General features: G+C 73.0%; 2 protein-coding genes (1 of these 2 only partly in view). Both read right to left on the bottom strand.

Annotated features, from left to right (window positions below; genetic code table 11):
* A protein-coding gene (locus ACFP1K_RS16745; protein WP_380753685.1) for an SDR family NAD(P)-dependent oxidoreductase crosses the window boundary here: on the bottom strand, positions 1–1,402 show its 5' portion. Its footprint begins 21,830 nt before the window's first position; only the first 1,402 of its 23,232 coding nucleotides appear in the window; its start codon is at positions 1,400–1,402; its stop codon lies off the left edge, out of view.
* Between the two features lie 4 nt (positions 1,403–1,406).
* Positions 1,407–15,200: an amino acid adenylation domain-containing protein gene (locus tag ACFP1K_RS16750; RefSeq protein ID WP_380753687.1), complete on the bottom strand. Its 13,794-nt coding sequence runs from the start codon at positions 15,198–15,200 to the stop codon at positions 1,407–1,409.
* Positions 15,201–15,213 lie beyond the last annotated feature (13 nt).

Below are 15,213 nucleotides of genomic sequence, written 5' to 3' on the forward strand. Positions count from 1 at the left end.
TCTGCCGGCGGCTGCGGGCGTCGAGGCGGTAGGCCCGCTCGCCCGTCTTCTCGAACTCAGAGGCGTGCTCGACCTGGACCAACGTACCGCCGAGCTCCCACAGCGCGCCGCCGAAGGCGTCCCCGCCGGAGGCGATCACCACGGGCGCGCCCGGGTCCGCGGCGCCGTCCTCGGGCTCCTGCGGTACCCAGACCTCCCGATACAGCGAAGTCGCGACCCGGCCGGGGAGGCGCGGGGCGGCGGGTTCCTCCTGTGCCTCGGCCGGGGCACCGTCGAAGCCCTCGGCCAGGTCCTCGTACGTCTCCGCCAGATGCGCGGCCAGGCTGTCGATGTCGCTGTACTCGAACAGCAGGGTCGGGTAGAGCCCCTGCCCGACGAGCCGTTCCAGTTCCTCGCCGAGGCGGACGAGCGTCACCGAATCCAGGCCGATGTCGTAGAAGCCCACGTCGGTGGGCACCTCGCGCGGCTCGCGTCCGAGCCGTTCCGCGACCATGGCGCGCAGGTGCGTCACGAGCCCCTTCGGGGCCGTCCCGTCGGCCGTGGCCGATTCCTTGGGCTCGACGTCGAGCAGCTTCTCCATCAGCCCCGGGAACCTGATCCGCTTGCAGGACAGGCCGGTGAAGCCCGCGACGAAGCGGCCCTCCGTGTCGTACAGGCCGTAGTCGTTGGTGATGACGTCACCCGAGGGGGCGAGCGTCTCGGGCCGGGGCGCGTAGACGTAGAAGGCTTCGCCGAGCCGCTCGGGGGCGCGGAACTCGCGGACGTAGACGGGGATGAACGGCTCCTCGCCCGACGCGCGCGTCTGGCCGAGGCCCGCGATGGTGGAGGCGTCCATGGCCGCCGGGTGCAGGTGGAACCGCTCGTGGCCGGCCTCGGGGGCGGTGAGCCGCAGCTCGGCGAGCAGGTGGCCGGGGCCCTGGTGGAGCGGGCCCGAGCACTTCATCGCGTCGCCGTGCCTGATGTCCTCGGCGCGGGCCCTCGCGTACAGGTCCTCCATGTCGCCGACACGCTCCGCGGCGGCCTTCAGGGCGGGGAGGTCGATCGGGCCGGGGGGTTCCTCGTCGGTGAGGACGAGTTTGCCGGCGAGGTTTCGCCGCCACTGCGACAACGGGGTGCCGTCCTTGACCCAGCGGCTCTCGGCCTGGAACTCGTGCTCTCCGTCGCGTGGCTCGTCCACGGTGATGCGGAGCTCGCGGTCGGCGTCCTCCCTGGTCGCGACGGCCTCGGTGAAGAGGACGTCGCGGAGCACGGCCCGGCGGTGCTCCCATCCGGCCGCGGCCAGCGTGCGGTAGACGATGTCGAAGAACACCACACCGGGCAGGACGGACACTCCGTGCACGCGGTGGTTGCGCATGATGAAGTCGGAGTGCGTGAGCAGGGTCTGACATTCGATCGCCGGCATATGTTCAGGCACCCCTTCGCGCGCGGTCGCCGTTCATCGTGAGTTGGAGGTCGAGGATCGAGACGGGCCGGTGGGCCGGGCTCGTGGGGCGCTCGTCCGCCTGGACGGGCGTCGTCTCGCGCGCCGGGGGCTCGTCCGTCCGTGCCGCCTGGCGGGGGATCCCCGGGGCGGGTTTGTCGAGCCAGAGCCGCCTGCGGTCGAAGACCGGCGCGGGCCTGGGCTCGCGTGGGGGTGGCGCGCCGTCCCTTGCCCCGGGTTCGAGTTCGCTCAGGATCAGGTGGGCGTTGGTGCCGCCCAGGCCGAACGAGCTCACGCCCGCGACGCGCTCGCGTCCTTCCGGGCGCCAGTCCTTGGTCTCGGTGGCGGGGTAGAAGGGGGAGTCGGCGAAGTCGAACCGGGGGTTGGGCGTCTCGCAGGCGAGGGTCGCCGGGATCCGGCCCGACTCCACGGCGAGCGCGGCCTTGAGCAGGCCCGCGATGCCGGCGGCCGTCAGGGTGTGGCCGATGTTCGTCTTCACGCTGCCGATCGCGCAGACGCCGGTCTCGGAGGTGGTCTCGCGGAACACCTCGGTCAGGGCGCGCAGCTCGATCGGGTCGCCGATCAGCGTGCCGGTGCCGTGCGCCTCGATCAGCCCGATGTCCCGCGCGGTCCGGCCCGCGTCCGCCAGCGCGCGGCGGACGACCTCGGCCTGGGCCTTCGGGTTCGGTGTGGTGATCCCCATGGTGTGGCCGTCGTTGTTCACCGCGACCGACTCGATGACCGCGTGGACGCGGTCGCCGTCGGCGAGTGCGGCGTCGAGCGGCTTGAGCAGGACGACGCCGCAGCCCTCGCCCGGGACGAACCCGTCGGCGTCCTTGTCGAACGTGTGGCACAGCCCCGTCGGGGACAGTGCCTTGGCCGCGCTGAGCTGCAGGTAGTCGTTCTCGTCCAGCAGCACCTCGACGCCGCCCGCGAGCGCCAGCTCCGACTCCCCCGCCAGCAGGCTCTGGCAGGCCAGCTTCACGCCGACCAGGGCGGACGAGCAGGCGCTGTCCACCACGAGGTTGGGGCCGCGCAGGTCGAAGTGATGGGCGACCCTGGCCGCGATGAAGTTCTGGTCCGCCGCCATGCCGCCTGGGCGGACCCCGGCGCGGCAGCCGTAGTCCGACATCCTGGCGCCCATGAAGACGCCGAGGTTCTTTCCGCGCAGTTCCGTACGGTCGTAGCCGGCGTCGCCGATGACCGCGGCGCTACATTCCAGGACGAGCCTGATGGCGGGGTCGAGGGCTCGGGCCTCGTCGTCGCTCATGCCGAAGAAGCCGGGGTCGAAGTCCTCTATGCCGTCGACGAACGCGCCCCACTTGCTGATGCTGCGGCCGAGTTCCGGCTTCGGGGAGTACAGGGCGCGATGGTCCCAGCGGGACGGCGGCACCTCACGTACGGCGGAGCGGCCCGCGAGGAGGTTGTCCAGGAAGGTGGTGATGTCGGGGGCGTCCGGGAGGCGGCACGCCATACCGATGATCGCGACCTTTCCCGCTGTGGCGGCCGGTGACGCGCCTGAGGTGGCGGCCTCGTTGGAAGTGGCCGTGACGACGGCGCCGGCCACGGTGTCTGTCGCGCCGGGCACCGTGTCTGCCGCGCCGTGCACCGTGTCTGCCGCGCCGGATTCGCCGCTCGCGCCGGATTCGCCGCTCGCGCCGGATTCGCCGCTCGCGCCGGTTCGGTCCGGCTCGCCGGTGTCGGTGAACTCGCCGCTGCCCGTGAGCTCGCTGGTCGCGCTCGCCTCGTCGATGCCGAGGTGGTCACGCAACAGGTCGAGTGTCGGGTGGTCGAGCAGGGCCGTGGGCTCCAGGCTGCGGCCCAGGTGTTCCTCGATGCGCTGCACCAGCTCGGCCAGCATCACCGACTCCACACCCATGTCGCCGAACTCCATGGTCGGGTCGAGGGCGTCCAGGGGGATGCCCAGCGTCCGGGAGAACAGCTCCGCGAGCCAGTCCGGCCCGGACGCGCGCCGATGTGGTGCCGTCGCCGTCTCCGAGGGAGCGGCCTCGGCCACGGTCCGGGGCGGTGAGCTGGGGACCTCGTGGCCGGGCCGGGACTGAGGCCGTGAGACCGTGAGCAGGGTTTCGGGGTCGAGGGGGACGTCCTGCGGGGGGCAGGGCACCGCTGTGACGCCGTGCGGGAGGGCGAGGACCCGGTCCAGTATCCGGAGGCCGTCCTCGTCGCCGAGGGTCGCGATGCCCACGGGGGCGCAGGCGTTGGGCTTGCCGCGGGCGCCGCCCGACTCGTGCCACTGCGGCCAGTCGATCGAGCGGAACTCCGGGTGTCCGGCGCGCCGCTGGTACCCGGTGTACAGGTCCAGGAAGGCGTTCGCGGCGGCGTAGTCGGAGACGCCGACGGCCAGGCGGGGGACGGCGGCGCTGATCGAGGAGAACGTCACGAAGAAGGCGAGCCGGTCGCCCGCGCAGGCGTCCGCGAGGACCTCCAGGCCGCCTGCCTTGGGGGCCAGCACCGCCTCGATGTCGTGCGGGTCCTTGTGGGCCAGCGCGGGTCTGCCCTGGCTGCCGCGGCCGGCGCAGTGCACGACGCCCGCGATGTCGCCCAGGTCTCCGCGCACCGCCTCCAGGAAGCCCTCGATCGCGTTCCGGTCCGTCAGCGGGCCGGTGTGGATCGTCACCCGCGCTCCGGCCTGCTCCAGGGCCTGGATGCCCTCGATCACCTCGGTAGCGGGGGTGTCGGCCCACTGGTCGCGAGGCGGGATCGGGCGCTCACCGAGCAGTGCGAGCTTCCTGGCTCCCTGGTTCACGAGATGGCGCGCCACCAGTGCGCCGAGGCCCCGGGTGCCGCCGCTCACCACATACACGGCATCGGGGTCCGCGCGCAGCCCGGCGTAAGGCGCGGCCAGTGCCCGCAGCCCCGGCCGGAGTCGCCTACCGTCTCGGTGGCAGATCTCGCCATACGGCTCAACGGTGGCCGCCTCAGCGAGGATCGCCCCGGCATCCGGCCTGTCGATGTCCAGAACGGTGGCCTGCACTCCCCCGTACTCAGCCGTCAACGTCCGCACGAACGACGCCATGCGCGCCCCCGCCACGCTGGGCTGGGGGCCATCCATGTCGAGCAGCCCTCGGGTCACATGCAACACCCGCATGTCCGCCCGCCCGCCAAGGGCCCGCTGGAGCAGCCGCAGCCGTCCAAGTTCCGCCCCCGGATCCGCCCGCCCAAGATCACACAGATCGATCCACCCCACCAGATCAGCAGGCAACACAACCTCCGCCCCCGCCGCCCCCACCAGTACGGCCCTGTCCCCAATCCCCCGCGCCAGCCCCTCAGCCAGCTCCCGCGCCCCCTCCTCGAACAAACACAGAACACTCCCGCCACCACCGATCCCGCCCCCAGAGAACCCTCCGGCGTCAACCCAAACCTTCTGGTAAAGCGGCACCTCCCCCCCGCCCGGCCGCCGCAAAGCGGCGCCGGATTCGCCGTACAACGCCCCGCCGTCGCGGCGCCGGGAAGGCGTCGTCACATCGGACGACGAACGTGCCGCGCCCCCCGGCGCCCCAAAGGCCGCCGCCGCAACCGGCGGCACCCCAGCCGGCACCGTCGCGGCAGAAGCCGCCACACCCGGCGCCACCGCACCCGGCGCCACCGCACCCGGCGCCACCGCACCCGGCGCCACCGCACCCGGCGTCGCCGCACTCCGCGTCGCCGCCGCACCCGGTGCCGCCGCACCGGCCGTAGCACTCCCCGGCGGCGCGACGGCCGTCGCCGCCGCAGTCGGCAGCGCCCCAGCCGGTGCCGTCGCGGCAGAAGTCGCCGCGCTCGGCGTCACCGCACCCGGCGTCACCGCACCCGGTGCCACCGCACCCGGTGCCGCCACATTCGGCGTCGCCGCCGCACCTGGTACCGCCGCACCGGCCGTAGCACTCCCCGGCGGCGCGACGGCCGTCGCCGCCGCAGTCGGCGGCGGCCCGGCCGGTGGCGTCGGGGCAGAAGTCGCCGCGCTCGGTGCCGTTGGCGTAGGTGTCGCTCCACCTGGTGCCGGTCCGCCCGCCGACGCGCTCAGTGCCGTTGTGGTCAGGGAAGGGTGGGTCGGGGCCCAGCAGTGCATGCGGGTGAAGGGGTAGGACGGTAGGGGGATGATTTGGGCGGGGGTGGGGCGGTGGTGGGGCCAGGTTATGTGGCCGCCGGAGAGCCAGTGGTGGGCGAGGGTGTGGAGGGTGGGTGGGGTTCGGTGCCAGGAAGGGGGTTCTTGGCCGTCGTTTCCTGGGGTGGCGCGGCCTCTTAGGGCCTCGCTGGTGTCGCCTTGGGTGTAGCGGGTCAGGTGGGCGCGGAGGTCGTCGAGGGTGGAGACGATCATGGCTAGGCGTTCACGGAGGGGCTCGCGGCCGACCTGGAGGGTGTGGGCTATGTCGGACAGGGTGGGGGTGTGGTGTTCGTCGTGGGTGCGGAGGAGGTGGGTGGCGAGGGCTTCGGCGGACAGGGGGGTCGGGGTCTGGCCGGAGGCTATGCGGCGGAGTTCCTTGATGAGGGAGGCGGGGTCGTCGGGGGTTCGGGCAGGGTTCAGGTACTCGGCGAGGCGCTCGCAGACGGCGCGGAGGCGGTCCTCGTCTCGGGCGGACAGGACGATCAGCTCATGGCCGTGGGGTTCGGGGGTGTGGGGGGCCGTGGGTGTCTGGTCCGTGGCGGTCGCCGGCTCACGGCGCGTGGTGGACGTGTGGGGCGGCTCGGGGGTGGGGGAAGGGGTGTACTCCTCGATCACGGCGTGGGCGATCGTGCCGCCGGCGCCGAAGGAGCTGATGGCGGCGCGGCGGGGGGTGCCGTTGGATGGGGTGGGCCAATCGGTCAGGTGGCGCTGGACGTGGAAGGGGATGGCGGGCCAGTCGATGTTGGGGTTCAGTTCTTCGGCGTGCAGGGAGGGGGCCAGCTTCCGGTGACGGAGCTGGAGGATGATCTTGGTTAGGCCGGCCAGTCCGGCTGCGGCTTCACCGTGGCCGAAGTTGGACTTCACGGAGCCGATGGGGATGCTGGCAGGCTCCAGGCCGGCTTCGGCGTAGGCGCGCATCAGGGCGTTGGCCTCGATCGGGTCGCCCAGGTCGGTGCCGGGGGCGTGGCATTCCACGTAGCCGATGGCGCTGGGCTCCACGCCCGCGTCGGCCAGGGCCCTGCGGACGACCTCGCCTTCCATGGCGGGGCTGGGGACGGCCCAGCCGTTGGTCCTGCCGGTGTGCAGGACGGCGGTGCCTCTGATCACGGCGTGGATGCGGTCGCCGTCGGCACGGGCCCGGGACAGCGGCTTGAGCAGGATCGCTCCGGCCATCTCGGCGGGGACGAAGCCCGCGCCGCCGGCGCCGAAGCTGCGGCAGACACCGTCGGGGGCGGACATCTTCATCCGAGCCTGCTGGATGAACTTGTTCGGGTGCAGGTTCAGGTTGACGCCACCGACGATGACCAGTTCGCACTCGCCCTGGCGCAGCGAGCGGACCGCCAGGTGCAGGGCCGTGAGGGAGGACGAGCACATCGTGTCGATGGACATGCTGGGGCCGGTGAGGTCCAGGTGGTACGAGACCCGGTTGGCGATCCCGGCGGGGGTGGCGCCGGTGTCCTGCGGGGTGCCCAGCAGGGTGCTCTCCACGCCGAAGTACGGGTACTCGTTGTGCATCACCCCGGCGTAGACGGCAACGTTCGAGCCGTGCTGGTCGCGCAGCCGTGTACGCGGGTATCCGGCGTCGTCCAGCGCCTCCCAGACGACTTCGAGGAGGATGCGTTCCTGGGGATCCATGAGGGCGGCGTCGCGCGGGGTGATGCCGAACAGGAGCGGGTCGAACTTGTCGACGTCGTCCAGGAACCCGCCGCGCATGAGGTCGACCGGCCAGCCCTCCCGGGCCCGTTCCGCCGGAATCCGCCTCGTCGAGTCACGTCCAGCCGCCAGGTTCTCCCAGAACGCGTCCAGGTCGGGCGCGTCCGGATACCGGCCCGCGATGCCGATCACGGCGATCCCGTCCCGCTCCACGTCCCCGCCGGCGTCCGGTACGGAGCCCTGTGCGGGCCGGGCAGTGGCCGTCACGACGGACCGCCCTTCCGGCTCCGGCGTAGGCCGGACCGCCGCCGTGACACCGGACCGCCGCGCCGCGTCCGGCGCGGGCCGGGTCGCGGGCGTGGCGCCGGCGCCCGGGGGCGTCGTCCCGCGCCGGGCGAGGGCGGAGGCGACACCGGCCAGGTCGGTGTGCTCGAAGAAGAGGGTGCGGGAGCGCTCGCCCAGGTCCGTCCGCAGCTTCGCGTTGAGCTGCGTCACCATGAGCGAGGTGATGCCGTAGTGCTCCAGGGGCACGTGGACGCTCAGCTTGCCGAGCGGGATCCCGGAGACGTCCGCGTAGATGGCCTTGAGGTATTCCCTCAGGTCCTCCACGCCCTCCACGCTCTCCGCGGAAGCGGCGGCCGCGGTTCCGGAACCGTCCCGGTCGACGGGCTCGGAGGCCGGGACCGGCTCGGCGGTGGGCGTCGCGGGCTCGGGACCGTCGATCGGCGTCGCGGGTGCGGGAGCGTCGATCCAGTACGGCTCCTCGGCGAACGGGTACGTGGGCAGGGACACCCTGGCGCCGGGGGCGGGCCAGTACTGTTCCCAGGCCACGTCCTGCCCGGACACCCAGGCGGCCACGGCCTCGATCTCCGTGGGCGGCTGGTCGGCGGCGGCGGCACGCGGGCCCTCCACGACGCCGGTGGTGACCGCGGCGTGCGGCTTTCCGGCCAGGAAGGCGCGCAGGCCCTCGCGCAGGACACGCGCGTCGGCGCAGGTGACGGCGAGACGGTGTGCCAGGGGTGCCCGGCCCGTCTGGGTGGTGAAGGCGATGTCGGCGAGCGCGGGGGGCGTGTCCTGGCCCAGACGGTCCAGGAGGCGCCGGGCCGAGGTGAGGAGTTGCTCCTCGCCGGCCGCGGACAGCAGGACGGCGTGCGGGTCCCCGCCGGGGCGCGCCGGGACGTACCGTTCGTGGCGCGCGGGCGAGCGGACCACGGCGTGGGCGTGCGTGCCGGTCGCGCCGAAGGCGTTGACGAGGGCGGTGCGCGGCTCGTGCTCCCAGGCGCCGAGCCGGTCGGCGATCTCCACCGCGGCGCCGTCGAAGTCGATCAGGGGGTTCGGGTGGCCGGACACCAGGGTCGGCGCGATCCGGCCGTGGCGTATCTGCAGCAGCACCTTGGTGAGCTGCGACATCCCGGACGCGGCCTCCAGGTGGCCGATGTTCGGCTTGATCGTGCCGGCCGCGACCGGCTCCTCGCGGTCGCCGAAGACCTGGGTGAGCGCCTCCACCTCGGCCGCGTCGGCGAGCCCGGCACCGGCGGCGGCGCATTCGACGTAGCAGACGTCCCCGGGGTCGACGCCGGCCCGCTCCAGGGTCTCCCGCATGGAGGCGGCCATGGCGCCGGCGCTGGGCGCGGTGAAGCGGGCCGCGTGGCCCGAGTGCGCCGTCCAGGTGGCCTGGACGACCGCGTGGACGACGTCGCGGTCGCGCACGGCGTCGGCGGCGGGGCGCAGCAGGATCGCGCCGGCGCCCTCGCCGACCGTCCAGCCGGGGTTCTCGCCGTCGAAGGCACCGCCCGCCGGGTTCTCCGCGAGCAGGCCGAGGCCGGCGAGGAGGCTCGTGTGGTAGGAGTCGGCGACGACGTTGACGCCGCCGACGACGGCCGCGTCGCACTCGCCACGCCGCAGGCTCTCCGCCGCCAGGTGCAGGGCGGTGAGGGTGGACGAGCACGAGGTGTCCACCGCGAGGCTCGGGCCGGTGAAGCCGAAGAAGTGCGAGACGCGGTTGGCCATCTCGGACGCGGTGGCCGAGACGACCGCGTCACCGCCCGCACGCCACGCGGCGGCACCGGTGTGCTGGTAGTCCTGCCACATCGCGCCGACGAACACCCCGACGCGGGGCGCGGCGCGGCGCAGGGACGCGGCCGTGTGACCGGCGTCCTCCAGGCACTCCCACACGCTGTGCAGCAGCAGCCGCAGCTGCGGGTCGAGCGCCTCGGCCTCCCGGGGCGCGATGTGGAACAGCATGTTGTCGAACCGGTCGATGTGCTCCAGGTAGCCGCCGGGGACGCCGCCACGCGGGCCTTCGCCTATGGCGGAGATCCCCGAGCTGAGGTTGTGCCAGAAGGCGTCCAGGTCGGCGGCGCCGGGGTAGCGCCCGGCCAGCCCGATGATCGCGACATCGGCGACACCGTCCGGGGAGGCGCCGGTGACGACCTCGCCGTCGGCTTGGAGGTCGGCGGTGGTCGTGACGGACGCGGTCGTGACGGGGGCGGTGGTGGCGGAGCCGTTGGCGGGGGCCGTGAACAGCGGGGTCTCGCCGGTCTCCGCGGCCTGCGGGGCGTACTCCGCGGGGCCGCCGAGGAAGGCCTGGAGGAAACGGTGGCCGTCGTCCAGGGCCAGACGGTCGCGTAGCGGGGCGAAGGCGACGTCGCCGATCGGGCACAGGCCGATGCCGCAGGTGGCCTTGCCGGTCATCAGGAGCTGGCCCATGTAGCCCGCCTCAAGGGTGAGGTAGCGCAGGCTGGCCTCGGCGTACAGGGGCTCGATGCCCTTGGTCTGGCCGATGAGGTACAGGCTGAAGCCGGCCCGGTCGTACACCGGGCGGTTGTAGACGAAGTGCACGGACCTGTCGATGTCCGGGCGGTCGTTGACGAGCTGGAGCACGTGCTCGCGCGGGTTGTAGTAGTAGATCCCCTCGGCGATGCCGTCGACGGCGCCGCGCTTCACGTGCGCGTAGACCTGGACGGCGTAGGTGTCGCCCGCCGACGGATACAGGTGCGACGTGCGCCCACCGGCCGTGGCCTCGCGGAGCAGGCCGAGCAGCTTGCAGAAGGAGCGGTACGGGATCGGCCCGGAGGCGAACTCACGCGCGCTGGCCCGCCAGGCGTAGTGCTCGTCCGCCACCTCCATCCGGTCGAGCCGGATCAGGCTGGCGTCGGGCTCCAGCGGACGCAGGTTCCACGCTCCCTCCTTGAAACGGGCGCGATCCTCGGCGGAGAAGAACTCGACCTCACCGGGACCGTCCCGCTCCACGTCCTGGTCCCGCACGACCGGCTCGACCGCCTTCACGGGCTCGGCGGACGGCTCGGGCTTGGCGGATGGCTCGGGCTTGGCGGACGGCTCGGGCTTGGTGGCGGCGGGCGCGGCCTTCGGCTTCGCGGGCCGGTCGCCTGGGAGGGAGTCGGCCACGACGGCCGCGATGGCGGTGATCGTGGGTTCGTCGAGCAGGGACTGGACCGGTATCCGCCGGCCGTGGCTCTTCCGCAGGGCCTTGGAGACCTGGACCATCGTGAACGACGTGGCGCCCTGGTCCCACAGATCGGAATCGGGATCGATCTCGGCCACCGCGAGCAGCTCGGCGAACAACGCCGAGATCTCGGCCACCAGCTCGGGCGCCGGGCCGGACTGCTCCGAGGCGACCGGCTCGGAGGCAGGCTCGGGCTCGGGGGCAGGCTCGGGCTCGGGGGCAGGCTCGGGGCGTGACTGTTCGGCGACCGGCTCAGCGACCGGCTCGGAAGCGGGCTCAGAGACGGGCTCGGGAACCTGCTCGGAGACGGGCTCAGACGCCGGCGTCCGCTCCTCGGAAGGGACGGGTTCGTCGGTAAGGGGCCACGGCAAGGCGTCGCGGTCCAGCTTGCCGTTGGAGGTGGCCGGGAAGGTCGGGACGAAGGCGATGTAGTTCGGCACCATGTAGGCCGGCAGCGTCTCGGCGGCGTGGCGGCGCAGGTCGGCGACGGACGGCGGGGTGGTGTCCGCGATGACGTACCCGACCAGCTTGCGCTCGCCCGACTGGTCCTCGCGGGCGAGCACCACGGCGTCCCGCACACCGGAGTGCGCGCGCAGCCGGTGCTCGATCTCGCCGAGCTCCACCCGGAAGCCGCGGATCTTCACCTGGTTGTCGGCCCGGCCGAGGAAGGTCATGACCCCGTCGGGGAAGAACGCGGCGCGGTCGCCGGTCCGGTACATCCGCTGCCCCTGCTCCTTGGCGAAGGGATCGGGCACGAACCGCTCCCGGGTCAGCTCGGGCTGGTTGCGGTACCCGAGGCTGAGGCACTCACCGGCGATGAACAGGTCGCCCTCGACGCCCACAGGGCAGGGTTCGAGGTCCTCGTCGAGGATGTAGTAGCGGGAGTTGTCGATGGGCCTGCCGTACGGGATGCTCCGCCACTCGGGGTCGATCTCCCCGACCTCGAAGTAGTTGGACCAGACGGTGGCCTCGGTGGCGCCGCCCAGGCTGACGATGGCCGCCCGGGAGAACAGGCCGCGCACGGCGTCCGGCAGCGGCAGCGGGGTGTAGTCGCCGCTCAGGAACACCAGGCGCAGGTCGCCGGTCCCCTCATGGCCCTGCCGGTCCTGGAACAACGGCGACAACTGGTTCAGAGTGGTCGGCGCGGAGTTCCAGAAGGTGATCGGCTCGGTGAGCAGCACGTCGAGCAGCAGCTCGGGGTCGCGCTGCTGCTCCTCGTCGGCGATGTACAGCGAGGCGCCGCGGCCGAGCAGGCCGAAGATGTCGAAGACCGACAGGTCGAAGCCGAGCGAGGTGACGCAGAGCCCGACGTCGGCGGAGTCGAAGCCGAAGCTCCGGTTACACCAGTTGAGCAGGTTGAGCAGCGGCCGGTGCGTCACCTCGACGCCCTTGGGCTTGCCGGTGCTCCCCGAGGTGAAGATCACGTACGCGAGGTCGTCGGCGGTGCCGACCGGCTCGGGGTCGCCCTCGTCCTCGTCGGCGAGGTCGCGGCTCAGGTCGACGACCCGCAGGTCGTCCGGGACGGGCCAGCCGCTGGTCGACTCGGAGCAGGTGACGACGATGCCCGCGCCGGCGTCGTCCAGCATGACCCGTGCGCGCTCGGCCGGGAGGGTCGGCTCGACCGGCAGGTACGCGCCGCCGGCCTTGAGGATGCCGAACACGGCGGCGACCATGTCGAACCCGCGGCACATGCGGATGCCGACGACGGTCCCCGGTGCGACACCCATGCCCTTGAGGCGCCAGGCGATGGCGTTGGCCCTGCGGTTGAGGTCGCCGTAGGTGATGGTCCCGCCGCGGGTGCGCAGGGCGACGGCGTCGGGACGCGTCCTCACCTGCTCCTCGAACAGCAGGTGAGCGGGCCGCTGCTCGGGGACCTCCCTGGCGGTGTCGTTCCACGTGTAGAGGATGGTGTCGCGATCGGGCCGCCGTTCGGAGCGCAGGGCGCACTCGAAGGCGGCGAACAGCTCCTCAAGGCGGCCTTCGGGGAAGCCGGCCTCGACGACGTCCCAGACGTAGCGCAGCCGTCCCCCTTCCCTGGCCACGATGCAGTCGAGGGCCACGTCGGGGGTGTAGGTCATCCACGGGCCGAGCTCGACGCCGTCCGGGAGGGGGTGCTCACGCAGGTCGAGGGTGCTGGTGTAGACGACGGGGAAGGCGTAGGACCGGCTGCGCCGCTCCTTCATGACGATCTTGCGCAGCGCGCCGAGGCCTTCGAGGGTGCCGTGCGCGAGGTCGGCGGCGATCTGGCGGCGGTAGACGTCCTCGGCGTCCTCGCCGGACTCAGGGGTGGTCACCCAGCTCAGGGCGGTGAACTCGCCGGGACGGTGGGGTTCGGACTCCGGCGTCCAGCGGACCACCGAGACGGTGAACGGGTCCGCGAACTGCTCGGACAGCGCCTCGGTGAGCGCGGCCAGCACCGTCTCGTCGGCGATCTCGGCCCCCGGACGCTCCTCCAGCTCGCCGGTGAGCCGCACGCGGGGCGTGGGCGGCGAGGCGAGCGGCGGCCCGGACGGCATGCCGGCGAACCGCCCGGCCCAGTAGCCGTCGTCGGGCACGGGAGCGTCGTCCTGGACCGGCACCGATTCGCGGGGCGTCGCCGTGGGGTCGTCGTAGAGGCGGAACAGCTCGCGCAGCGTGACGTGGATGCTCTTGCCGTCTAGCACGGTGAGGTCGATCGCGACGTGCACGGCGCCGTCGTGGGTGGCGCGCAGGTCCCACTGCGGCCAGCGGCCGAGCGGGTAGGCGTCGGCGGCCATCTCGTCGGGGGTGACGGCGTCGACGACCGGGATCGTCCATGTCTCCGGGGCGCGGGGCCGGGTCCGCACGCGCCCGTCGTGGGTGACCTCAGAGCGCAGCGCGTCGTAGGCGTCGACGAGGCGGGTCCATGCCGCCGCGAGCCGGCCGACGTCCAGGTCGCGGACGTGGAAGCTGTGGTAGACCTGGCAGCCGTCGTAGTCGCAGGCGCCGTTCGCGCGGGCCACGTAGTACGCCTTCTGCAGCTCGTTCAGCGGCCGTTCCACGGCGTCCCCGTCGGCGCCAAGGGCGCGCAGGGAGTTGACGAAGGCCGCGAAGGCGACGTCCAGCGCGCCGGGCGCGAACCGTCCCGGGGTGACGTCCCAGCGCAGGCGCAGCTCGCCGTCGTGCTCCCACATCTGGTGGTCGAGCGCCACGCCCGAGGTGCGGCTCAGGGCGTGGGTGACGGGCGGGACGGCGTCGTCCTGGCGGGCGTCCAGCAGGCTGGTGAACACCACGGGCAGCGGGCCGCTCGCCGCGGGCAGCTCGGCGCGCAGTTCGCGCAGGACGTCGACGCCGGAGACCGAGGCGTGCCCGAGATCGCTCCAGAGCCGGTGGTGGACGGCGCGCACCGCGTCGTCGAGCGGCTCGCCGCGGGTGTTCTCCGCGACGAACACGGCGGTGGAGGTGAACGGGCCGACGACCTCGTCCACCTCGCGGGGCAGCCAGGCACGGGCGGTCGTGGTGACGGCGAGCGAGAACCCGTCGGCGTCCTCGGAGCCGGACGCCGCGGCGAGCGCCTCGGCGAACAGCGTGAGCACGAGGGAGGTCGGGGAGACGTCCAGCTCACCGGCGACGCGGCGCAGGGAACCCCATTCGGCGTCCGTCAGCGCGGCGGCCATCCCGACGCGCGCGGTGTCGTCCTCGTCGAGGGTGCCGGAGGCGATGTGAGGGCCCGGCGGCATTTCAGCCAGCCGCCCCCGCCAGTAGTCCAGGTCCTTGGCACGGCCGGGCGCGTCACGCTGATCGTCCAGGGCGATGACGCAGTCCCTGGCCGAGACGATGGTGTCGGTGAGCGTGTGAGCGGGGTCGCGGTAGCAGCGCCACCAGTCGCGCAGGAGGATGTCGAGGCCGCGGCCGTCGGTGACGCTCGCGTCGACGCCGAGGTGGACGGTGCCGGGGCGGGTGACCTCGACGGAGAACGGCGGCCACACACCGGTCTCGTACACGTGCCCGGTGAGGCGGTCACGGGCCTGCTCCGGGGAGCCGTCGTGGACGGGCATGGACCAGTCGGGGGCGTGTTCGAGCACACGCTGGGTGCCGTCCTCGCCGATGACCAGGCGCAACGCGTCATGGTGGTCGACGACGCGGCGCCAGGCGGCTTCGAGACGTTCCGCGTCGAGGCCCTCCACCTCGAACTCGCGGTACACGTGGCAGCCGACCGGGTCGTCGGTAAGGTCCTCGTCCTGCCCCATGAGGTAGGCCTGCTGGATGGGGGTGAGCGGGAACGGCGCGAAGCGGTCCTCCGGGCGCGCGGTCACGACCGGGCCGGCGTCACCCGACGCGGGCTCGGCGCCTGCCGTGGCGTCCGTCTCCTCGGCGATGCGCGCGGCCAGGGCGGCCGGGGTGGCGCACTCGCCGAGCTTCTCGACCGGGAAGTCCAGCGAGAACACCCGCTGGATCTCGAACCACACCCGCACCGCTGAGATCGAGTCCAGCCCGTGGTCTCGCAGGACCGAATCCCTCGTCAGCTCCCCGTCGCCGGGCAGCACATCGCCGAGCAACCGGATGACCGTCTCAATGACACTCTCGTTCGACTCCATGGCCCTCCTCCCA

This window comes from Sphaerisporangium aureirubrum (genome assembly GCF_042658925.1).
GTDB classification, from domain to species: domain Bacteria; phylum Actinomycetota; class Actinomycetes; order Streptosporangiales; family Streptosporangiaceae; genus Sphaerisporangium; species Sphaerisporangium aureirubrum.

Excerpts from the sequence above, each read along its gene's own strand:
- ACFP1K_RS16750 (WP_380753687.1), bottom strand. The coding sequence starts at position 15,200 with ATGGAGTCGAACGAGAGTGTCATTGAGACGGTCATCCGGTTGCTCGGC.